Origin of the sequence: Pseudomonas sp. xss_2 (genome assembly GCF_043104195.1) — a bacterium.
Lineage (GTDB): Bacteria > Pseudomonadota > Gammaproteobacteria > Pseudomonadales > Pseudomonadaceae > Aquipseudomonas > Aquipseudomonas urmiensis.
Map to the genome: position 1 here is coordinate 240,957 of NZ_JBICKL010000046.1, position 21,812 is coordinate 262,768.

The window sequence follows — 21,812 nt, forward strand, 5'->3', positions numbered from 1 at the left end:
TCCAACCAGTCGCCATTGGCGTGGGAGCGGGCTTGCCCCGCGATGAGGCCAGTCGGCCCCTGCTCTCCACGTTTTCCTCAAAACAGGCAATACTCTTCCCATCCGCACGTGGGCAGGATCGCCCGTGGTCGTGCCATACCAATAACAACCACGCATCCAAGGAACCGGACTTATGCTGCGCCGCCGCATGCTGATCATGTTGGCCGTCGTGCTGCTGATTGTATTGATCCTGGGGGGCATCAAGGCCTTCTCGATCTACAACCAGATCCAGGTATTCACCGCGCCCAAGCCACCGATCAGCGTGGCCGCCGCGACCGCCGAGCAGCGCCAGTGGCAACAGCGACTGCCCGCTGTCGGCAGTCTCAAGGCCTTGCAGGGCGTCGACCTGAGCCTGGAAGTGGCCGGCACGGTCAAGTCGCTGCACTTCGACTCCGGCCAACAGGTCAAGGCCGGGCAATTGCTGCTGCAACTGGACAGCGACGCCGAAACCGCACTGCTGGGCACCGCCCAGGCTGACCTGGGGCTGGCCAAGGTGGACTTCGGCCGCGGCAGCCAACTGGTCGGCGACCAAGCCATCTCCCGCGGTGAGTTCGACCGTTTGACTGCACAATATCGGCGCAACCAGGCCGTGGTCGACCAGCTCAAGGCATCGCTGGCGAAAAAGAGCATCAAGGCGCCGTTCAGCGGCACCATCGGCATTCGCCAGGTGGATGTCGGCGACTTCCTCGCCAGCGGCACGGTGATCGCCACCCTGCAAGATGTGTCCAGCCTCTACGTCGATTTCAACGTGCCCGAACAAGCCCTGCCGCAGCTGAGCCTCGGCCAGCAGGTACTGGTACAGGTGGGCGCCTTCCCCGAACAGACCTTCCCAGCCAGCCTCAGCGCGATCAACCCCAAGGTCGAGGAAAGCACACGCAACCTGCTGGTGCGCGCCACCCTGGCCAACCCCGAGCGCAAGCTGCTGCCGGGGATGTTCGCCAATCTGCTGATCCTGCTGCCTGATCCACGCCCGCAAGTGGTGGTGCCGGAAAGCGCGATTACCTACACGCTGTATGGCAATTCGGTGTACGTCGTCAGCGCCAAAAAGGACAAGGACGGCCAGCCAGAAACCAACGCAGAAGGCCAACCCGTGCTGATCGCCGAGCAGCGCACGGTACAAACCGGCGAACGCCGCGACGGCGTGGTAGTGATCAGCGAAGGACTCAAGGCGGGCGATCAGGTGGTCAGCGCCGGGCAATTGAAACTGACCTCGGGCGCGCCGATCCGGATTGCCCCCGACCACGCCCTGCAGCGGCAAAACTCACCCAACGCGCAGCGCGCGGACTGAGGAGGCTGGCATGGCGTTCACCGACCCGTTCATCCGCCGCCCGGTGTTGGCCAGCGTGGTCAGCCTGCTGATCCTGCTGCTGGGTTTCCAGGCTTGGAGCAAGCTGCAGATCCGCCAGTACCCACAGATGGAAAACGCCCTGATCACGGTGACCACCGCCTACCCCGGAGCCAACGCCGAAACCATCCAGGGCTACATCACCCAGCCGCTGCAGCAGAGCCTGGCCAGCGCCGAAGGCATCGACTACATGACCTCGGTGAGCCGCCAGAACTTCTCGATCATCTCCATCTACGCGCGTATCGGCGCCAACAGCGACCGGCTGTTCACCGAGCTGTTGGCCAAGGCCAACGAAGTGCGCAACAAGCTGCCGCAAGAATCCGAAGACCCGGTGCTGAGCAAAGAAGCCGCCGACGCTTCGGCGCTGATGTACATCAGCTTCTACAGCGAGCAGATGAGCAACCCGCAGATCACCGACTACCTGTCACGGGTGATCCAGCCCAAGCTGGCCACTCTGCCAGGCATGGCTGAAGCCGAGATCCTCGGCAACCAGGTGTTCGCCATGCGCATCTGGATCGACCCGGTCAAGCTGGCAGGCTTCGGCCTTTCGGCCAACGATGTCACCGCAGCGGTGCGCCGCTACAACTTCCTTTCCGCTGCCGGCGAGGTCAAAGGCGAGTACGTGGTGACCAGCATCAACGCCACCACCGAACTGAAATCGCCGGAAGCCTTCGCCGCCCTGCCGCTCAAGACCGAGGGCGATACCCGGGTGCTGCTAGGCGACGTCGCGCGCGTCGAAATGGGCGCGGAGAACTACGACACGGTCAGCTCGTTCGACGGCACGCCATCGGTGTACATCGGCATCAAGGCGACGCCTGCGGCCAACCCGCTGGAGGTGATCAAGGAAGTGCGGCGAATCATGCCAGAGCTGGAGAGCCAGTTGCCGGCAAGCCTGAAGGTGTCCATCGCCTACGACGCCACGCTGTTCATCCAGGCCTCGATCGATGAGGTGATCAAGACCCTCGGCGAGGCGGTGCTGATCGTCATCGTCGTGGTGTTCCTGTTCCTCGGCGCGCTGCGTTCGGTGTTGATCCCGGTCATCACCATCCCGCTGTCGATGATCGGCGTGTTGTTTTTCATGCAGATGATGGGCTATTCGCTGAATTTGCTCACGCTGCTGGCGATGGTGCTGGCCATCGGCCTGGTGGTGGACGATGCCATCGTCGTGGTGGAAAACATCCACCGTCATATCGAAGAGGGCAAGTCACCCTTCGATGCAGCCCTGGAGGGCGCCCGGGAAATAGCCATGCCGGTGGTGTCGATGACCATCACCCTGGCCGCCGTGTATGCGCCTATCGGCTTTCTGCAAGGCCTGACCGGCGCCCTGTTCAAGGAATTCGCCCTGACCCTGGCGGGTGCGGTGATCATCTCCGGCGTTGTCGCCCTGACCCTGTCGCCGATGATGTGCGCACTGTTGCTGCGTCACGAGCAGAACCCCAGCGGCCTGGCCCATCGCCTGGATGTGCTGTTCGAAGGGCTGAAGGTTCGCTACCAGCGTCTGCTGCACGCCACCCTCAACAGCCGGCCAGTGGTGCTGGTGTTCGCGGTGATCATCCTGTGCTTGATCCCGGTCCTGCTGAAATTCACCCAGAGTGAACTGGCGCCCAACGAAGACCAGGGGGTGATCTTCATGATGAGCAGCTCGCCGCAGCCGGCCAACCTGGATTACCTGAACGCCTACACCGACGAATTCACCACGATCTTCAAGAGCTTCCCCGAGTATTACTCCTCGTTCCAGATCAACGGTTTCAATGGGGTACAGAGCGGCATCGGCGGCTTTTTGCTCAAGCCGTGGAATGAGCGCGAACGCAGCCAGATGGAGTTGCTGCCGCTGGTCCAAGCCAAGCTCGAAGAGATCGGCGGCCTGCAGATATTTGGCTTCAACCTGCCCTCGCTGCCGGGCACCGGCGAGGGTCTGCCGTTCCAGTTCGTGATCAACAGCGCTGGCGATTACCCCGCCCTGCTGGACGTCGCCCAGCGGGTCAAGGAACGTGCCCAGGCCTCAGGCAAGTTCGCTTTCCTCGACATCGACCTGGCGTTCGACAAGCCTGAAGTGGTGGTCGACATTGATCGGGCCAAAGCGGCGCAGATGGGCGTGTCGATGGACGTGCTCGGCGGTACCCTGGCGACCTTGCTGGGCGAAGCCGAGATCAACCGCTTTACCCTGGAAGGGCGCAGCTACAAGGTCATCGCCCAGGTCGAGCGGCCGTACCGCGACAACCCAGGCTGGCTGAACAACTACTACGTGAAGAACGACCAGGGCCAACTACTGCCGCTGTCGACCCTGATCACCCTCAGCGACCGCGCCCGCCCGCGCCAGCTCAACCAGTTCCAGCAGCTGAACTCGGCGATGATCCAGGGCGTGCCGATGGTCAGCATGGGCGAGGCACTGGCAACCGTGCAGCAGATCGCCCGCGAAGAGGCGCCGGAAGGCTTTTCTTTCGACTATGCCGGAGTCGCGCGGCAGTTCGTCCAGGAAGGCAGCGCGCTGTGGGTGACCTTTGGCCTGGCGCTGGCGATCATTTTCCTGGTGCTGGCGGCGCAGTTCGAGAGTTTCCGCGATCCGCTGGTGATCCTGGTGACCGTGCCGCTGTCGATTTGCGGGGCGTTGCTGCCGTTGTTTTTGGGGGTGTCGAGCATGAACATCTACACCCAGGTGGGTTTGGTGACACTCATTGGGTTGATCACCAAGCACGGCATTCTTATCGTCGAATTTGCCAATCAGTTGCGTGAAGAAAAGGGCCTGGACAGGCGCGAGGCGATTGAAGAAGCGGCTGCGATTCGCTTGCGCCCGGTGCTGATGACCACCGCCGCGATGGTGTTCGGCATGGTGCCGTTGATCCTGGCGACAGGCGCCGGGGCGGTGAGCCGCTTCGATATCGGCATGGTGATCGCCACCGGGATGTCGATCGGGACACTGTTTACCCTGTTCGTGCTGCCCTGCATCTATACCTTGCTGGCGCACAAGACGATTGCAGGGGAACAGCAGACGGTGATCGAGAGGTAGTCGTGGGAACTGGCGAAGCCCTCGCTAGCAGATTGGGGCTGCTATGCAGCCCGTCGCAGGCTTCGCCAGCTATTACAGGGAATGAATGACTCGGATATTATCAGCCGAACGGCCGCAACCCTTGACGCAAGCCGAACAGGAACAACAGCAGATCATTGTCTGGCTGCGCCACGGCTTGCTGTTTTGCCACACGCGGCAGAGCGCACTGCCCTGCCTGATCAGCTTTGCTGAATACCGTTGGGCCCGGTTCGTCCCAGGCAGCCGCAGCCGCCGTCGTCACCACCAATGCACCCACCAGAAACAAAGCTCGAGCTATTTCTAGTTTCATTGCTCTAACCCTTTGACAGCGCTGCCAAACGCCATCTGGTAAAAATAGAGCAGTGTTTGCCACTCTGCCTCGTTGAGTGACGAATGGCGGCGTAGCTGACCCAAGTCGTTCAGCGCTGCACGCTGGCGACTGATGCGCCGCCGGCACTTCTCCAAATCGAGCAACGCGACTTCAGCGCGGGCTTGCTCGCCCTCGCCACTGATCTTGATGAATACATGCTTGCCGTACAGGCAGCCATGCTGCCAATGACCCAGGTGCATGCGCGCCAGATTATCGGCCAAGTCCTTGAGCATGCGTTCGTGCAGCACCTGCGGATAGCGCTCCCGCGCGCCTTCGGCATGCCAGGTATCCAGATCGACGAAGCCATCCAGCGCTTCGCTGACCAACAGCGCGCGCCACTGGTGATCGCCATCGCGTTGAGCACCGCAATAGACGATGCGCGGCACGCGCACACCCAGTTGTTCGAAGCTGTGCAAGGCGTCCTGCTCGCGCAGCACCGTTGGCCGGCCAAACGGATGCAGCAGGCTGCGATAGAGATGCCCGACCTGACGCTTGGCGTACAGCAGCTGCCCGCTCGCGTCGTTCAGCCGCTGCACGCCGCTTTCGCCGCCGCGCCGCTGATTGGGTTCCTCGACCCACTCACCCTGCTGTTGCCAGTAGTAATCGAACTGCGAACCGCGACTCTGGGCTACTGCCATGAATGCCTACCCCTTGCGTAATACGTAAACTCGCCACATGGCGTAGAACGGCAGGAAGTCCAGACGTTCCTGAATGCGAAAGCCCGCAGCCAAAAATTCTTGCTCGACTGTGTCAGCGGGTAACACGAAGCGGTTTTGGTAACTGCCCTGCTCCGCTTTGGCGCTACGACGCTGCTCAAGCTTTTTGCGCCGCCAGGCTTTGAAATTGCCATCAACCCACAGCGACAGGATTACGCTGTCGCGGCTAACCCGATGAAACTCCGAGAGAATGGTCTGGCGATGGGCCGCTTCGCCAATGTGGTGGAACAGGCGCATGCAGAAGATGCTGTCCACGGCGTTGTCCGGCAGATCGATGGCAAAGGCTGAAGTCTGCAAGGGCCGTACCCGCGCCACCACTTCTGGCGGTTGCGCGGCACAGGCTGTCTCGATCATCGCTTCGGAGTTGTCGGCGCCAATGATTACTCGATTGGCCTTTTCCGCCAGCAGCGGCCAGAAGCGGCCAGCGCCGCAGGGCAGGTCGAGCACCAGGCCAGGGTCGCCCGCCAGTGCCAGGGCGCGCCGCGCCAGTTGCTCATCACGCTGGTGCGACAGGCGACGAGCCAAGCCATCTTGGTGCTTGAGGAAGTAGTCACGGGCGTGTTGCTGGTCGTACTTCTCGGAAAATTCGAGTTTGATGGGGCTACGCATTGGGCATCTCCAGACTCCAGTGCGCTCACCTTAGGTAAGCGCACGTTGGAATCAGGTCATGCCGATGTGAAAAATCTGTCGGACTTTTCCACAAGTTTTGCAAGAAGTTACTAATTACTTGGTAGAGGGCTCTTGGCCGATCAGCGTGCCCGCTTCCGGCGCTGTCGCGCCCTGGCTGAGGTCGACCTGAAAGCGACAACCGTGTGGCAAGGTCGCGCTCAGGGTGACCCGCCAGCCCTGGTCGTCACAGATCCGCTGCACCAGCGACAGGCCCAGGCCCAGGCCCTCGCCGCGGCGCTCGTCGCCACGCACGAAGGGGCGGAACATCGCTTCGCGCTGCTCTTCCGGGATACCCACACCACTGTCCTCGACACTGAAACCGTTAGCCTCCAGGCTCAGGCGGATGTAGCCACTGTCGGTGTAGTGCGCCGCGTTGCGCAGCAGGTTGCCCATCACCGATTGCAGGAAGGTGGCGTTGTACAGCACCGGGCTGGCGCTGACCCGACCGTCGTAGTACAGGGTCAGGCCCTTTTGCTCGACGGTATCGCGCCAGACGCCGATCAGATCGTCGGCCACCTCACGCAAAGTCGCCTTGGAGGCGACCGCGCCCTCATCGCGCTGGGCGCGGGCGAGCATCAGGAAGGTCTTGACCAGCTCGCGCATCTCCTCGGTGGCGCGGGCGATGCGCTCTACCTGGTTACGCGCGCGGCTGTCCAGGCCGGGGTTTTCCATCAGCAGCTCGCAAGAAGTGGCCAGTACCATCAGTGGCGTGCGCAACTCATGGCTGACGTCACTGGTGAACAGCCGCTCGCGGGTCAACGCATCGCGCAACCGGCCCAGGGTGTCATCGAAGGCCACCGCCAACTGGCCAACCTCGTCCGCCGCATAGTCCGGGGCCAAGGGCGGCGCCAGGCCGAGCAACTGATCGCGATGGCGAACCTGGCGCGCCAGGCGGATTACCGGGGCCATCACCCGCCGGGCCAGCAGCCAGCCGAGGAACACCGCCAGCACCAGGCTGAGCACGAAACCAACCACCACCACTGCGAACAACACCCGCTCGCGCTCTTCGAAATCACTCTGGTCCTGCAACAGCACGTAGTGACGACCGTCCACTACCTCGACCATGGCGTGGTAAGACAACTGATCGCGGAACACTTCATGGAAACCGGCGTTGAGGTGGCGCAAGTCCTTGGGCAACTCGAAATCGTCGCGCCCGCCACTGAAGTAGAACAGCTGGTCCGGGCGTGGCCGGTGGCTCCAGTCACTGACGCTGTCCATGCGCAGCAGGCGCTGCAGGTCACCGCCGAGCACGGCAGAGATCAGCCGTTCTTCGACCAGGTGCACGGTGGCGACGATACCGAAGGCGAAGGCCCCGGCCACCAGGGCGCTCATCAAGGCAAAGGCGATGATGATGCGCTGGGCAAGGCTTTGCTTAAACTCCATCGCGACCCTCGGCGAGGCGATAGCCGACGCCGTGGACGGTATGCAGCAAAGGTTTGTCGAAAGGTTTGTCGATCACTTGGCGCAGCTGGTGGACGTGGCTGCGCAGGCTGTCACTGTCGGGGCAGTCATCGCCCCACAGGGCTTCTTCCAGCACTTCGCGGCGCAGCACGTGCGGGCTCTTCTGCATCAGTACCGCGAGCAGCTTGAGGCCCACCGGGTTGAGCTTGAGCAAGCGGCCCTGGCGGGTGACTTCGAGGGTGTCCAGGTCATAGCTGAGGTCGGCGACCTGCAACGTGCGCCGCCCTCCCCCCTGGCTGCGGCGCAGCACCGCTTCGATGCGCGCGGCCAGCTCCGACAGCGCGAACGGCTTGAGCAGGTAATCGTCGGCACCGGAGCGAAAGCCCTGCAGGCGGTCATCCAGTTGATCGCGAGCGGTGAGCATGATCACCGGCGTATCGCGACGGGCATCCTCGCGCAGGCGCTTGCACAGGGTGTAGCCATCGATGCCAGGCAGCATGATGTCGAGCACGATCAGGTCGTAGTGCTCGGTCGCGGCCAGGTGCAGGCCAGACAAACCATCCTGGGCACAATCGACGGTGTAGCCCTTCATGCCGAGGTAATCGGCCAGGTTGGCAAGAATATCGCGGTTGTCTTCAACCAAAAGAATGCGCATCGGGGTCTCCTGTGCGGCGCTTTCGCAGTGCGCGGCAGGCGCAGCTTACGGCCATCAATGGCCGGGCGCCAGCCTTGCGGGGATATCGTCGATGCCGACGCTTTTTTCACCGAACCTGCATCTCGCCACAAAAAACAAAAAGCCCCGCACTAGGCGGGGCTTCTCGTTACAGCGAGGGGGTAAGGCTGGCTTACATCATGCCGCCCATGCCGCCCATACCACCCATGCCGCCCATGTCAGGCATGCCGCCAGCAGCAGCTTCCTGAGGAGCGTCGGCAATCATCGCCTCGGTGGTGATCATCAGACCGCCAATCGAAGCTGCAGCTTGCAGCGCCGAGCGAGTGACCTTGGCTGGGTCAAGGATGCCCATCTCGATCATGTCGCCGTATTCGCCGGTAGCGGCGTTGTAACCGAAGTTACCCGAACCTTGCTTGACCTTGTCAGCGACAACGCTTGGCTCGTCGCCGGCGTTGGCAGTGATCTGGCGCAGCGGCGATTCAACAGCGCGGCGCAGCAGGGCGATACCGACGTTCTGGTCTTCGTTGTCGCCTTTGAGGTCGACAATGGCTGCCAGGGCACGTACCAGGGCAACACCACCGCCAGGCACCACGCCTTCTTCAACGGCTGCACGGGTAGCGTGCAGGGCGTCTTCAACGCGGGCTTTCTTCTCTTTCATTTCAACTTCGGTGCCAGCACCGACCTTGATCACGGCAACACCGCCAGCCAGCTTGGCCAGACGCTCTTGCAGCTTCTCACGGTCGTAGTCGGACGAAGTCTCTTCGATCTGGGCACGGATCTGCTTGACGCGTGCTTCGATGTCAGCGTCGACACCAGCGCCGTCGATGATGGTGGTGTTTTCCTTGGACAGGATGACGCGCTTGGCGTTACCCAGGTGCTCCAGGGTAGCCGACTCCAGGGACAGACCGATCTCTTCGGAGATGACGGTACCGCCAGTCAGAACGGCGATGTCTTGCAGCATGGCCTTGCGGCGATCGCCGAAGCCAGGAGCCTTGACCGCAGCAACCTTGACGATGCCGCGCATGTTGTTGACTACCAGGGTAGCCAGCGCTTCGCCTTCAACGTCTTCAGCAACGATCAGCAGCGGACGGCCGGCCTTGGCAACGGCTTCCAGAACTGGCAGCAGCTCACGGATGTTGGAGATCTTCTTGTCGACCAGCAGCAGCAGCGGGCCTTCGAGCTCGGCAACCATGGTGTCTGGCTTGTTGACGAAGTAAGGCGACAGGTAGCCGCGGTCGAACTGCATGCCTTCTACGACAGACAGTTCGTTTTCCAGGCCCGAGCCTTCTTCAACGGTGATCACGCCTTCTTTACCGACTTTTTCCATGGCTTCGGCGATGATTTCACCGATGGAGGTGTCGGAGTTGGCGGAGATGGTGCCTACCTGAGCGATGGCCTTGGAGTCGGCGCATGGCTTGGACAGGTTTTTCAGCTCGGCGACGACAGCGGCGGTGGCCTTGTCGATACCGCGCTTCAGATCCATCGGGTTCATGCCGGCAGCGACGGCCTTGAGGCCTTCGTTGACGATGGCCTGAGCCAGAACGGTAGCAGTGGTGGTGCCGTCACCGGCAGCATCGTTGGCCTTGGAAGCAACTTCCTTGACCAGCTGGGCGCCCATGTTTTCAAAGGCGTCTTTCAGTTCGATTTCCTTGGCAACCGAAACACCGTCTTTGGTGATGGTTGGCGCGCCGAAGCTCTTGGCCAGAACAACGTTACGGCCTTTCGGGCCGAGGGTCGCTTTAACAGCGTCAGCCAGAACGTTGACACCAACGAGCATTTTCTTACGGGCGGAATCGCCGAATTTTACGTCTTTAGCAGCCATGATCGTTTAATCCTTGGAATTCTTTGGAGTAACGGGAAATCGGGGAAATCAGCCTTCGATAACGGCGAGAATCTCGTTCTCAGCCATTACCAGCAGGTCTTCGCCATCGACTTTCACGGTGTTGCTGCCCGAGTAAGGGCCGAAAACCACTTTGTCACCCACTTTCACGGCCAGCGCGCGAACTTCGCCGTTGTCCAGGATGCGACCGGTGCCGACGGCAACAACTTCACCGCGGTTTGGTTTTTCAGCGGCCGAACCCGGCAGGACGATACCGCCAGCGGTTTTCGATTCTTCTTCGCTGCGACGGATGACTACGCGGTCATGCAGAGGACGAAGCTTCATTGTCGATCTCTCCCAAATTGTGGTTTTCATCGGCCGGTATCGACACCGGCGGGTTGAGGCATTCCGGCGTTGCCGGGAGGGGCCTGCATCAGGCAAACCCCTGAGTCTTGTCTGGCGTTTCCACCAGAAACCTTGCGGTGACCACATACATGAGGTCGCTGGAAACAATTACAAGGCTTGCCCTGGAAAATATTTCATAGGCTTATCGCAAAACGCACAACGGCCCCTCTCGGGGCCGTTGGGTAAAGGCTTGCAACAATTACTTGTCGCGCCGCTCGTACTCGCCTTCGATGACGTTAGGACGGTGGGCGCCTTCTGGCGGACGGGCATTGAACGGATCGTCCTGAAACGCTCGCTGGCGCATGGCCTGGGCCTCGGCACGCTGACGCAGCTTGCGCGCCGCCAGGTGACGGGTGAACGGCAGCAGGCAGATCAGGCCGAGCACGTCACTGATGAAACCTGGGATGAGCAACAATCCACCACCGACCGCCAGCATCATGCCCTGGAACATGTCCTCGGCGGGCAGCTCGCCGCGCTGCAGGCTCTCACGGGCACGCAGGGCGGTGGCCAAGCCGGCCACACGCATCACCAGCACACCCAGGGCGGAACCGGCGATGATCAGCAGCAGCGCCGGGAAGAAACCGATGGCGGCGCTGACTTTGACGAAGACGAACAGCTCCAGCACCGGAAAAATCAGAAACAGCAGTAGGAAAACACGCATCAAGGGTTCCTCGACGGAAGACAACCTTCCAGTAAGACCTCAAATGGATGCGTGTGCTCGCTTTTTCAACCCTCGACGTGTGTCGCAGATGGCCAGTTGTCGGCGCGCGCCAGCAAAACCAGGGCTTCGCGAACTTGTGTCGGCGTATTGCAAGTGCTTGGGAATGGCAGCCAGTAAACCGCCTGGCCGATGCGCAGGTGCATCCCCTCGCTGTCGATACCGACCATGTGCGCCGCTGGCGTGCGTGGCAAGTCGCTCAGTTCGACGTAGTGGGCGATGGCGTTGGCATGGTCGCTGTTCATGTGCTCGATCATGCTCGCTTCGGCCTTGCCGGCGAAGGTGTTGGCCAGGGTGACCTGGTCGAGCCAGTGGATCGCACCGAAGCCGCCGATGTAGCGGTGGCGCACCGGCTGCAGCACCCAGAAATCGAAGTCATGGGCCTTGTGGTAGTTGGCGGCTTCCGGGAAGTAGCGGTAGTAACGCTCGGCGGCCGCTTCGATGGCCGCTTCATCGGTGAGCTTGTGCGCCTCGGCCATGACCGTCAGGCGGCCGACGGCCTGCACATCTTCGGCGTCGCGCTCACCGACCAGCAGCGAGCACTTGGGGTCTTTGTGCAGGTTGTGGGTGTGTTGGGCGATGCGGCTGATGAGGATCAGCGGATGGCCTTCGGCGTCCAGGCAGTACGGCACGACGGAGCCGAACGGGTAGCCGGGCATGGACTTGGAATGGGTCGAGAGCACGCCGCGGTATTCCTTGAGCAGCAGTTCCCGGGCGGGGCGAAGGGCGTTGGTACTCACGAAAGAGGCTCCTGAAGAAAATCAGCTGCAAGCTATAAGCTACAAGCGGCAAGAAAAAGCAAGCCAGCGACGCCGGTTAGAGGTCCGTACGTCCGGCTGGGCGCTTGTAGCTTACCGCTAGCAACTGCTTTTACCAGGTAACGCCAAAGCCTGCGGTATAGCGGGTCTTGTCCAGATCGCTGTCGCGGGTGCCCTGGATCATGTCCTTCTCGGCCTTGAGGTTCAGCGAGGCCCACTCGGTAACCTTGTAGCGCAGGCCGATCTCGGCATCCAGCGAGTAGTCGGCGACCCCACCCAGCGGCTTGCCCAGCTCGCCATTGGTGAACAGCTGGACGTTCTTGCCGATCAGGTAGCGGGTGTAGTCCCACTTGACTGCCGCCGAATAGAAGTTGTCCTTGCCGCCATCGCGGTACTGGTAGTCAGTGCGGTTGATCAGCGAGCCGAGCGAGAACGCGCCCAGTTCGTCATCCCAGAACTGGTAACCCGGGCCGGTACCCACGGTGCGCTGGCGAGCCAGGTCTTCGATGTGGTCACGCTTGTATTCCAGACGGCCCTGCCAGAACCATTTCTCGGTGAGGAAACGGTCCAGCGCGTACTCGGCGCTCCAGTTGTTGGTGGTGGTGACGTCGTCCTTGGTTTCGCGGTTGTACTCGCCTTCGGCGTTGTGGCGCCAGCGGCCGTGGCGGGCGGTAGTCTTGAAGCTGACGTCGTAGTCGTCGGTGTCGTTCTCGGCGCGCTTGTAGTCCATGGCCAGGTCGACATTGCCCTTCCACAGGAAGTCTTCGACCAAAGGTCGCGGCTTCATGATCTGCTCGATGCTGGCCAGATCGACGGTCTTGGGCGCATCGCCGTTGGCCAGGGTGACCTTGCCTGGCTCGGCGGCCTTGAGCGACTTGGCTTTCTCGCCCGTGTAGGCGTCCTGCTTGACCAGCATCTCCTGATCGCTCTCCAGGGTCTGCACCTGTTTCCAGTCCAGGGCGATGGAGCCGCCATACGGCGTCTCGAGCAGCAGCTTGCCCCCGTCGAAGACCTTGATCTTGCCACTGAGCTTGTCACCGTTCTTCATCCAGACGGTGTCGGCCAACACAGGGGTACACAGGGATGCGGCGATAAGGCAGAGCAAGGTTCTAGAATACATAAGCTGACTACGGGCTCGGTTTGACGAAAAAAGCCGGGCATTATCCAGATACACACGACTAGAGCAAGGACAGACCCAGCCCATGCCGTTGAGTTCAACTCTCATTTACCAAGTTGGCACGCCGTTCGGCCTGCCACACCCGGCGCTCGCCTGATGTCAGGGGTTTCGCGCCTTTCGGCGGAAGATGCTGATGCCCGACGAATGGCACTGTATTCCGTGCTGGGCCAGATTCCTTCGGGCAAGGTCGTCAGCTATGGCCAGCTGGCCGAGCTGGCAGGGCTTGGGCGAGCAGCGCGCTGGGTCGGGCGTACCCTTGGGCAACTGCCTGCGGATACCCGTTTGCCCTGGCACCGGGTGCTCGGCGCCGGAGGGCGCCTGAGCTTGGCACTGGGTACCCCGTCAGGCGACGAACAGCGTGCCCGGCTGCGCGCGGAAGGGGTCAATGTAACCAATAATCGTGTGGATATGACGCGCCATGGCTGGCGCCCAATGGAGCACAGCGGTTAGAGTGCGCGCTTTGTTTTCGTAAACTTGAGGCAGATGTTGGCCCATGCCCCGTAAAACCTGGCGCGCTGCGCTCGCTGCCTATGCCAGCCCGTCAACCCTGGTGCTCTTGCTGCTTGGCTTTGCCGCCGGCCTGCCGTACATGCTGGTGTTCTCAACGCTTTCGGTGTGGTTGCGCGAAGCCGGTGTGGCGCGCGAAACCATCGGCTATGCCAGCCTGATCGGCCTTGCCTACGCCTTCAAATGGGTCTGGTCGCCACTGCTCGACCAATGGCGCCTGCCACTGCTCGGCGGCCTTGGCCGGCGTCGCTCGTGGCTGCTGCTGTCGCAGGTGCTGGTGGTGATCGGCCTGGTCGGCATGGGCTTGTGCGACCCGCAAAAGCATCTGTCGTGGCTGATTGCCTTGGCGGTGCTGGTGGCCTTCGCTTCAGCGACCCAGGACATCGCCGTCGATGCCTATCGCCTGGAAATCGCCGACGACCAGCGCCAAGCCGCCCTCGCCGCCAGCTACATGGCCGGTTACCGGGTCGCCGCGCTGTTGGCCACGGCGGGTGCGCTGTTCTTCGCCGAGTGGTTTGGCTCCACCGGCTTCAGTTACCTGCATCAGGCCTGGACCGGCACCTACGTGCTGTTTGGCGTGATCATGCTGCCTGCGGTATTCACTACCCTGGTGATGCGTGAGCCACCGGTTCCGCTGCGCACTCAACTGTCTGCCGCACGTTATGGCCTGGGCCACCAGCTGGCTTCGGTGTTCGTGCTGATCATCCTGCTGGTATCGGTACCAGCCAGCTTCACCCAGCTGTTCAATACCGACTGGGCCAGCGTGGTGTTCGGCGACTCGACCGTACTCGACCTGTTTCTCGAAGACCGCGCCTTCCTGCGTCTGCTGTTGTATGTATTGCTGACCTGGGCTTGCCTGTCTTCCCTGGGCCGCCGCGGCCTGGCGCCGGTGCTGACGCCGGTCAATGACTTCATCGCGCGTTATCGCTGGCAGGCGTTGCTGCTGTTGGGTCTGATTGCCACCTATCGCATGTCCGATACGGTGATGGGCGTGATGGCCAACGTGTTCTACATCGACATGGGCTTCACCAAGGACCAGATCGCCAGCGTCAGCAAGATCTTCGGCCTGATCATGACCCTGCTTGGCGCCGGTGCTGGCGGGCTGCTGATCGTGCGTTTCGGCATCATGCCGATCCTGTTCATCGGTGGCGTGGCATCGGCGGCGACCAACATCTTGTTCCTGATGCTGGCCGATATGGGGCCGAACCTGGAAATGCTGGTGGTGACTATTTCGCTGGATAACTTCAGCTCCGGCATGGCCACTTCGGCGTTCGTCGCCTACCTGTCCAGCCTGACCAATTTGAAGTTCTCGGCAACTCAGTACGCCCTGCTCAGCTCGATCATGCTGCTGTTGCCGCGCTTGATTGGTGGTTACTCAGGGGTGATGGTGGAGAAGTTCGGCTATCACGACTTCTTCCTGATCACTGCGCTGCTGGGGGTGCCGACCTTGATTCTGATCGCCCTGCAGTGGCGTCAGGAGATTGGGCGGGGCAAGCAAGCGCCAGTGCAAGGTTCTGCGCCTGAACAACCCTGACAGGTAGAGCTATCGCGGGGCAAGCCCGCTCCCACGCAGCCCACAGCCTGCTGTCATGTTTCGTGGGAGCGGGCTTGCCCCGCGATAGGCCCACTGCTCGGATCACTGAGCCACTGCCCCTTCCCCTGCCTGGCCACCCACCACAAACCACAATGGCCACAGCGCCAACGCCCCCGCCACACCCGCCGCCAAGGCAAAATGCAACAGGCTCGCGCCCGCCCCGATCATTGCCAGCACCGCGCCACCCAGCCCCAGCAGGGCAATGGTGATCATGCCGAGCATGGCTGACACCAAGCCTTTGCTCTGCTCGCTGGAGAACAAGGTCATGCGGTACAGCACCGCGTTGGCCACGCCCAATCCCAGCGCATACAGCGACATTCCCGCCACCACGCTGGTCACCGACGGCCACAGCCATGTAGCCAGAACCATCAGCGCCAAGCCCGCCAGGTACGGCAACAGCGCTCCGCGTACCAGGCTCGGCAGCGGATAGCGATCGGCAATGCGGTTGATGATCAGGTTACCCATGATCAGCCCACCGAACACCGGCAATTGCCACAAAGCGTATGCCATGGTGCTCAGCCCTTCATCGTGAATCAGCAGCACCGGCGACAAGCCAATCCAGCCAATCAGCGGCAGACCCACCAAGCCCAATGCCGCACTGCCCGCAACGAAGCGGCGGTTGCCCAGCAACTGGCCGTAGCCTGCCAACAGCGGCAGCAGGTGGATTGGTGTGAACGCCAGGCGCGAGCCATCGCGGCGCTCGACCCCAAGGGTTTCCGGCATCAATTTGTACAGCAGCAGCCAGGTCAGCACGGCGCCCACAGCAAAGGCCAGGAACAGCCAGCGCCAGTCCAGCCATTGCAGCATCAAGGTTCCAACCAACGGCCCCAGCAGCGGCGAGAGCAAGGCGATGTTGGCCAGCAGGGCCATCATGCGCACCGCATCGGCCTCACTGAACGCCTCGTTCAACGCCGGGTAGCTGACCGTGACCACGAAACCCAGGCCGATGCCCTGCAGCAGGCGCAGCAGGTTGAACACGCCGATGTCGTGCACCCAATAGGTCGCCAGGCAAGCTGCGCCGAAGATCAGGCAACCACTGAGCAGCAGCGGGCGCCGGCCGTAGCGGTCAGCCAGCGGACCGATCAGCCATTGCAGGACCACCCCGCCCAGCAGGTACAGGTTCAAGGCGTGGGGGATGAACTCGGGGCTGGCGTTGAGCTCATCGACCACCACCGGCATGGCGGGCATGACGGCGTCGCTGGCAAGGTAGGTGAGCAGCTCGAACAGGGCCAGGGTCAGGCCGAACAGCAAGGCTCGCCTGGGGGTGATATACAGCAGTGGTTTCATGGCAGGGATCAACGGGGTACGAAGAAAGGTCAGGTTATATGCCAGAAAAGGCGGGGCCTGGCTGTGAACAAGTGTAAGGGCGCAGAAATGAAAACGTGGGAGAGGGCTTGCCCCGCGAATGCGCCAGTCATTGCAACGATATCGTGCGATGACGCGTATTCGCGGGGCAAGCCCGCTCCCACGAGCTTTAAGGGTTTACTCGGTGGCCGCTTCCTGCACCACGCGGATCACGCGCTGCGGGAACGGAATGTCGATCCCTTCGGCGCGCAGACGGTCACGTGCATGCTCGTTGAGCATGAACATCACGTCCCAGTAATCGGCGGTCTTGGTCCAGATACGCAGAGATACCGTGATCGAGCTGTCGCCCAAGGTGGAAATCACCGCCTGCGGCGCCGGGTCCTGCAACACGCGTGGATCCTGGGCGAGCTCCAGCAGCACGTTACGGGCTTTTTGCAGATCCGCGTCGTAATCGACACCGACATCGAACACGACCTTGCGCGTCGGCTGGCGGTTGGTGTTGGTGATGATGCCGTTGGACAGGCTGCCGTTGGGCATGATCACGGTCTTGTTGTCACCGGTACGCAGCACGGTGTGGAAGATCTGGATGCTGTCGACCGTACCGCTGACGCCTTGCGCCTCGATCCAGTCGCCAATGCGGAACGGGCGGAACAGCAGGATCAGCACGCCACCGGCGAAGTTCGCCAAGCTGCCCTGCAAGGCCAAACCGATCGCCAGGCCTGCCGCACCGATGGCGGCCACGAACGAGGTGGTCTCGATGCCGATCATCGACGCCACGCTGACCAGCAGCAGCACTTTCAGGACGATGTTGGCCAGGGTGCTGATAAAGCCTTGCAAGGCCAGGTCGGCGTTGCGCAGACCTACCAGTTTGCCCAGGCGGGCACTGAGTTTGTTGGTAATCCACCAGCCGATGGCCAGGGTCAGCAACGCCAGCAGCAGACGGCTGCCGTATTCCATGATCAAGGGAAGCCAGGTCTGCGATTGGCGGACCAACTGATCGACCTCAGCGTTCAAATCCATATTTATCTCCTGATGCCGAACGGCACGTACACAGTAAAGCAGGCCGCAGGATTTCAGCGGCCGCGGACCCGATGGACATCATTGAGCCAGCGTTGTTCCGGGCCGCTGTGCGATCAGTCGCGGAAGTTGTTGAACTGCAGCGGCATGTCGAATTCCTTGGCGCGCAGGGCAGCAATGGCCTCTTGCAGATCATCGCGTTTCTTGCCGGTAACTCGGACCTGCTCACCCTGGATGGCGGCCTGGACCTTGAGCTTGGCATCCTTGATGTGGGCGACGATCTTCTTCGCCAGCTCTTTATCGATGCCTTCGCGGAACTTGGCTTCTTGCTTCATTTCCTTGCCCGAGGCGTAGGCATCCTTGGTTTCCAGGCACTTGACGTCGATCTTGCGCTTGACCAGGGCACCGCGCAGGATCTCGATCATGGCTTCAAGCTGGAACTCGGCCTCGGCGGTCAACAGAACGGTCTGCTCCTTGTCCTTGAATTCGAAGCTACCCTTACCTTTCAGGTCGTAGCGACGATCCAGTTCCTTGATGGCGTTGTCGACAGCGTTCTGCACTTCGTGCTTGTCCAGTTCCGATACCACGTCGAACGAAGGCATGGTTGTTCTCCAAAAATAAAGACGCGCTCGGCATGAAGATGGAGCACGCAGGGTTTGATGGTTAAAATGCGGGACACATTATAACGGGTTGCGAAACGCAGATGAGCAGCACCTGGCATATTCTCGGCGCCGGTAGCCTGGGCAGCCTTTGGGCGTGCCGCTTGGCTCGCGCTGGCAAGGCGGTACGGCTGATCCTGCGCGATCAGCGGCGGCTGGCATCGTATCAGGCCGCAGGTGGCCTGACCCTGGTCGAACAGGATCACTCCGCGCACTTCTCCATCCCCGCCGAAACCGATGACTGCGGTGGCCCGATCCACCGTTTATTGGTGGCCTGTAAAGCCTATGACGCCGCGCCTGCCGTCGCCCGCCTGGCACCGCGGCTGGCCGAAGGTGCCGAACTGATCCTGCTGCAGAACGGCCTGGGTAGCCAGGATGAGGTCGCCGAGCAGGTGCCCCACGCGCGCTGCATCTTTGCCTCCAGCACTGAAGGCGCGTTTCGCGAAGAAGACTGGCGGGTGCGTTTTGCCGGCCACGGCTTCAATTGGCTGGGTGATCCACTCAACCCCGCGGCGCCCGAGTGGTTCGACGATCTGCACGACGCCGGTATCCCTGCCGAGTGGAGCGTGGATATCCTCACCCGACTGTGGCGCAAACTGGCGCTGAACTGCGCGATCAACCCTCTGACGGTACTGCACGACTGCCAGAACGGTGGCCTGCTGGGACACCTGGGCGAAGTCAGCGCGCTGTGCGAGGAGTTGACCGAGTTGCTGCGCCGCTGTGGCCAACCCAAGGCCGCTGAAGAACTGGGCGAAGAGGTCGAACGGGTGATCCTGGCCACTGCAGCCAACTATTCTTCCATGTATCAGGACGTACGCAACGCACGCCGTACCGAGGTGCACTACCTGCTTGGCCACGCCTGTCGCAGCGCTGCCCGCCATGGCCTGCACCTAGCGCAGCTGGAACACCTGCGTCAGCGCCTGGTCGAAAACCTGCAAGCCCGCGGCCTGCCTAGCGACTGACAGCGCCCCTTCAACTGGATACGGACACTGCCTTGCCCATGAACCTGCGCCAACGGCTGGACAACCTCCCGGTCGGGCAGAAACTGCTGGCCGCCCTGCTGGTGCTGCTGGTAACCATCCTGTTGGTGGCCAACCTGACGTTCATCAGCGCCGCGTACTGGATTACCCAGGAAAGCATGGCGCCACAAGCCTTGCAGACCATCGGCCGGCTGGTATCCAACCCGCAACTGTCAGCCCGCGCCGGCGATTCGCCAGAGGCCGCAACTGAACTGCTCAAGGAGCTCGATAGCTACTCGCCGCTGCGCGCCGCCGCCATCTATGGCAGCGACGGACGCATGCTGGCGCAGTTGCAGCATGGCGAGCCACTGGCCTTGCCCAAGCGCTACCGCAATGTCGATGGCTGGCGGCTGATGGAGTTTCGCAGCAGCCAGTTGATCCGCCTGCCGCGCGCCGCCAACCCACCCGCGCACCTGTTGCTGGTCGCCAGCAGCGAACTGCCGACCGCCTTCTACACCGGCACCCTGAGCGCAAGTATCGCGATCCTGATCTTCAGCATTCTGCTGTGGCTGGTGATCGCCCGGCAGATCAAGCGCCTGATCACCCAGCCGATCAACCAGCTCGAAGAACTCAGCCGCCAGGTAACCCGTGAAGAAAGCTATGCCCTGCGTGCCGAGCGCGGCAACGACGATGAGATCGGCAGCCTGGCCAACGCCTTCAACACCATGCTTTCGCGCATCGAGGCCCGTGAGCAGCAACTCAAGCGCACCCGTGACGAGTTCCAGAGCGCCTACGATCAAGCCCAGGGCCTGGCCGAGGAAACCCGCCACACCAACCGCAAGCTGGAGCTTGAGGTCCAGGTACGCAGCAAGATCGAGAAGAAACTCACCGGCTTTCAGAACTACCTCAACAGCATCATCGACTCGATGCCCTCGGCGCTTATCGCGCTAGACGAACAACTCTACGTGACCCAGTGGAACCATGAAGCCACGGTGCTCTCCGGCACGCCGCTGGATGAGGCGTTGAACCAGCCGATCTTTATCGCCTTCGAGCCGCTCAAGCCATTTTTGCCGCAGCTTAAAGAGAGTGTCGAGAAGCACCGGGTAGCGAAGATCGAACGGGTCACCTGGCCCAAGGATGACGAGCCGCGCCACTACGCCCTGACTTTCTACCCGTTGATGGGCGGCGGCGGGCGTGGCGTGGTGATCCGCATCGATGACATCACCCAGCGCCTGTCGCTGGAAGAGATGATGGTGCAGTCAGAGAAGATGCTCTCGGTGGGCGGCCTGGCCGCTGGCATGGCCCACGAGATCAACAACCCGCTCGGCGCGATCCTGCACAACGTGCAGAACATTCGTCGGCGTCTGTCGCCAGAGCTGCCACGCAACCAGGAGCAGGCCGAAGAGCTGGGCATCGACTTGCCGGTGGTCAACCGCTACCTGGAGAGCCGCGAAGTGCCGCAACTGCTCGACGGCATCCAGCAAGCGGGGGCACGGGCGGCGAAGATCGTCACCCACATGCTCAGCTTCAGCCGGCGCAGCAATCGCCAGTTGGCCCCGTGCGACCTGCCGGCGTTGATCGATCAGGCGGTGGAGATTGCTGGCAACGACTTCGACCTGGCCATCGGTTTCGACTTCAAGGGCCAGGCCATCGTCCGCCAGTTCGATGCCAAACTGGGGCCGGTGCCGTGCACCGCCAATGAGCTGGAGCAGGTACTACTGAACTTGCTGAAAAACGCCGCCCAGGCCATCCACCTGCGCCCGCAGCCCTGCGAGCCGGGGCGCATCACCCTGCGTACTCGGCTCAATCCGCCGTGGGCGGAGATCCAGGTCGAGGACAACGGCATCGGCATGCCCGAAGCGGTGCGCAAACGCACCTTCGAGCCATTCTTCACCACCAAGGAGATCGGCCAGGGCACCGGGCTGGGCCTATCGGTCTCGTATTTCATCATCACCAACAACCACAAGGGGCAGATGGAGGTGCACTCCACCCCAGGCCAGGGAACGTGCTTTACCCTGCGCCTGCCCCTTGGCCAGCCCGCGCCGACGGCGGCGGGCAACACGGAGGCATGACACATGGGCTATCGCCTGTCGAAGATCTACACCCGCACCGGCGACCAGGGCGAGACCGGGCTTGGCGACGGCCGCCGGGTGCCCAAGGACCACCCACGGATCGAGGCGATTGGCGAGGTGGATAGCCTCAACAGTCAGCTGGGGCTGCTGCTGGCGGGCCTGAGCGAGGCTGGGCTGGATGAGCTGAGCGAGGTGCTGGCGCCGTGTCAGCACCGCCTGTTCGATCTCGGTGGGGAGCTGGCGATGCCCAGCTATCAAGCGTTGAACCAAGCGGAGGTGGAGCGGTTGGAGGCGGCTATCGATCTGTGGAACGAGGAGCTGGGGCCACTGAAAAACTTCATTCTGCCCAGTGGATCGGCATTGGTGGCACAGGCGCATGTTTGCCGTAGCCAGGCGCGCAGTGCCGAGCGGCGCTGTCAGCAGCTCAATGCACTGGAGCCACTGGCCGGGGTCGGCTTGGCCTACATCAATCGGCTTTCGGATCTGCTGTTTGTCGCGGCACGGATCATTGGCCGGCGCCAGGGGGTGGCGGAGGTGTTGTGGCAGGCAGCTACAAAACCTTGAGGCTGAAATTGCTGGGGCTG

At 62.0% G+C, this 21,812-nt stretch carries 20 protein-coding genes; 7 read left to right on the top strand and 13 right to left on the bottom strand.

The window, feature by feature from the left end; genetic code table 11:
- Positions 1 to 172: 172 nt before the first annotated feature.
- Both ACF8K2_RS10350 and ACF8K2_RS10355 read left to right on the top strand, forming a co-directional pair.
- A complete protein-coding gene (locus tag ACF8K2_RS10350) occupies positions 173 to 1,327 on the top strand; it encodes an efflux RND transporter periplasmic adaptor subunit (RefSeq protein WP_392464680.1) in 1,155 nt (384 codons plus the stop codon).
- A gap of 10 nt (positions 1,328 to 1,337) precedes the next feature.
- The gene (locus ACF8K2_RS10355) at positions 1,338 to 4,391 is read left to right on the top strand and encodes a multidrug efflux RND transporter permease subunit (RefSeq protein ID WP_392464681.1); all 3,054 of its coding nucleotides are present in this window, start codon (positions 1,338 to 1,340) and stop codon (positions 4,389 to 4,391) included.
- A 100-nt stretch (positions 4,392 to 4,491) separates the two neighbouring features.
- Here ACF8K2_RS10355 and ACF8K2_RS10360 read toward each other — a convergent pair whose 3' ends face one another.
- From ACF8K2_RS10360 to ACF8K2_RS10405, 10 genes are all read right to left on the bottom strand, one after another.
- Positions 4,492 to 4,719 (bottom strand): hypothetical protein, encoded by a 228-nt coding sequence (locus ACF8K2_RS10360; protein ID WP_186553897.1) that lies wholly within the window; start codon positions 4,717 to 4,719, stop codon positions 4,492 to 4,494.
- On the bottom strand, positions 4,716 to 5,417 hold the full coding sequence (locus ACF8K2_RS10365; protein ID WP_186553896.1) for a lipopolysaccharide kinase InaA family protein: 702 nt from the start codon (positions 5,415 to 5,417) through the stop codon (positions 4,716 to 4,718). Before ACF8K2_RS10365 ends, ACF8K2_RS10360 begins: the two co-directional genes overlap by 4 nt.
- A 6-nt stretch (positions 5,418 to 5,423) precedes the next feature.
- Positions 5,424 to 6,104, bottom strand: a complete 681-nt coding sequence (locus ACF8K2_RS10370) for a class I SAM-dependent methyltransferase (RefSeq protein WP_368973544.1) — start codon at positions 6,102 to 6,104, stop codon at positions 5,424 to 5,426.
- Between the two features lie 114 nt (positions 6,105 to 6,218).
- On the bottom strand, positions 6,219 to 7,547 hold the full coding sequence (locus tag ACF8K2_RS10375) for a sensor histidine kinase (RefSeq protein WP_392464682.1): 1,329 nt from the start codon (positions 7,545 to 7,547) through the stop codon (positions 6,219 to 6,221).
- On the bottom strand, positions 7,537 to 8,220 hold the full coding sequence (gene colR / locus ACF8K2_RS10380) for a two-component system response regulator ColR (protein ID WP_186553893.1): 684 nt from the start codon (positions 8,218 to 8,220) through the stop codon (positions 7,537 to 7,539). Before colR ends, ACF8K2_RS10375 begins: the two co-directional genes overlap by 11 nt.
- Positions 8,221 to 8,410: 190 nt before the next feature.
- Positions 8,411 to 10,060 (bottom strand): chaperonin GroEL, encoded by a 1,650-nt coding sequence (groL, locus tag ACF8K2_RS10385; protein WP_186553892.1) that lies wholly within the window; start codon positions 10,058 to 10,060, stop codon positions 8,411 to 8,413.
- Positions 10,061 to 10,108: 48 nt separating this feature from the next.
- Positions 10,109 to 10,402: a co-chaperone GroES gene (locus ACF8K2_RS10390; protein ID WP_003260750.1), complete on the bottom strand. Its 294-nt coding sequence runs from the start codon at positions 10,400 to 10,402 to the stop codon at positions 10,109 to 10,111.
- A gap of 259 nt (positions 10,403 to 10,661) precedes the next feature.
- On the bottom strand, positions 10,662 to 11,123 hold the full coding sequence (locus tag ACF8K2_RS10395; protein WP_186553891.1) for an FxsA family protein: 462 nt from the start codon (positions 11,121 to 11,123) through the stop codon (positions 10,662 to 10,664).
- Positions 11,124 to 11,188: 65 nt separating this feature from the next.
- Positions 11,189 to 11,920 (bottom strand): HugZ family protein, encoded by a 732-nt coding sequence (locus tag ACF8K2_RS10400; protein WP_186553890.1) that lies wholly within the window; start codon positions 11,918 to 11,920, stop codon positions 11,189 to 11,191.
- A 130-nt stretch (positions 11,921 to 12,050) separates the two neighbouring features.
- Positions 12,051 to 13,058, bottom strand: coding sequence for a DUF481 domain-containing protein (locus ACF8K2_RS10405; protein WP_186553889.1), 1,008 nt, complete (start codon positions 13,056 to 13,058; stop codon positions 12,051 to 12,053).
- 153 nt (positions 13,059 to 13,211) lie between these two features.
- Here ACF8K2_RS10405 and ACF8K2_RS10410 point away from each other — a divergent pair, with 153 nt between their 5' ends.
- Positions 13,212 to 13,565 carry an MGMT family protein gene (locus tag ACF8K2_RS10410; RefSeq protein WP_312152139.1) on the top strand — a complete coding sequence of 118 codons (354 nt, stop codon included), beginning with the start codon at positions 13,212 to 13,214 and terminating at the stop codon, positions 13,563 to 13,565.
- A 43-nt stretch (positions 13,566 to 13,608) separates the two neighbouring features.
- Positions 13,609 to 15,156: an AmpG family muropeptide MFS transporter gene (locus ACF8K2_RS10415; protein ID WP_186553887.1), complete on the top strand. Its 1,548-nt coding sequence runs from the start codon at positions 13,609 to 13,611 to the stop codon at positions 15,154 to 15,156.
- A 102-nt stretch (positions 15,157 to 15,258) separates the two neighbouring features.
- On the opposite strand, the gene ACF8K2_RS10420 is transcribed toward ACF8K2_RS10415, so the two are convergent.
- From ACF8K2_RS10420 to ACF8K2_RS10430, 3 genes are all read right to left on the bottom strand, one after another.
- Complete coding sequence (locus ACF8K2_RS10420; RefSeq protein WP_392464688.1) at positions 15,259 to 16,503, bottom strand: MFS transporter; 1,245 nt, start codon at positions 16,501 to 16,503, stop codon at positions 15,259 to 15,261.
- A 195-nt stretch (positions 16,504 to 16,698) separates the two neighbouring features.
- Positions 16,699 to 17,541, bottom strand: a complete 843-nt coding sequence (locus ACF8K2_RS10425; RefSeq protein WP_186553885.1) for a mechanosensitive ion channel family protein — start codon at positions 17,539 to 17,541, stop codon at positions 16,699 to 16,701.
- 113 nt (positions 17,542 to 17,654) lie between these two features.
- Positions 17,655 to 18,140 carry a YajQ family cyclic di-GMP-binding protein gene (locus ACF8K2_RS10430; RefSeq protein WP_264236502.1) on the bottom strand — a complete coding sequence of 162 codons (486 nt, stop codon included), beginning with the start codon at positions 18,138 to 18,140 and terminating at the stop codon, positions 17,655 to 17,657.
- Between the two features lie 101 nt (positions 18,141 to 18,241).
- On the opposite strand from ACF8K2_RS10430, the gene ACF8K2_RS10435 reads away from it, so the two are divergent.
- From ACF8K2_RS10435 to ACF8K2_RS10445, 3 genes are read left to right on the top strand one after another with little or no spacing between them, the layout of a single operon-like run.
- Positions 18,242 to 19,159 (top strand): putative 2-dehydropantoate 2-reductase, encoded by a 918-nt coding sequence (locus tag ACF8K2_RS10435; RefSeq protein WP_392464690.1) that lies wholly within the window; start codon positions 18,242 to 18,244, stop codon positions 19,157 to 19,159.
- 38 nt (positions 19,160 to 19,197) lie between these two features.
- The gene (locus ACF8K2_RS10440) at positions 19,198 to 21,228 is read left to right on the top strand and encodes an ATP-binding protein (protein WP_264236500.1); all 2,031 of its coding nucleotides are present in this window, start codon (positions 19,198 to 19,200) and stop codon (positions 21,226 to 21,228) included.
- A gap of 3 nt (positions 21,229 to 21,231) precedes the next feature.
- Positions 21,232 to 21,792, top strand: a complete 561-nt coding sequence (locus tag ACF8K2_RS10445; protein WP_392464691.1) for a cob(I)yrinic acid a,c-diamide adenosyltransferase — start codon at positions 21,232 to 21,234, stop codon at positions 21,790 to 21,792.
- The last annotated feature ends 20 nt before the right edge of the window (positions 21,793 to 21,812 follow it).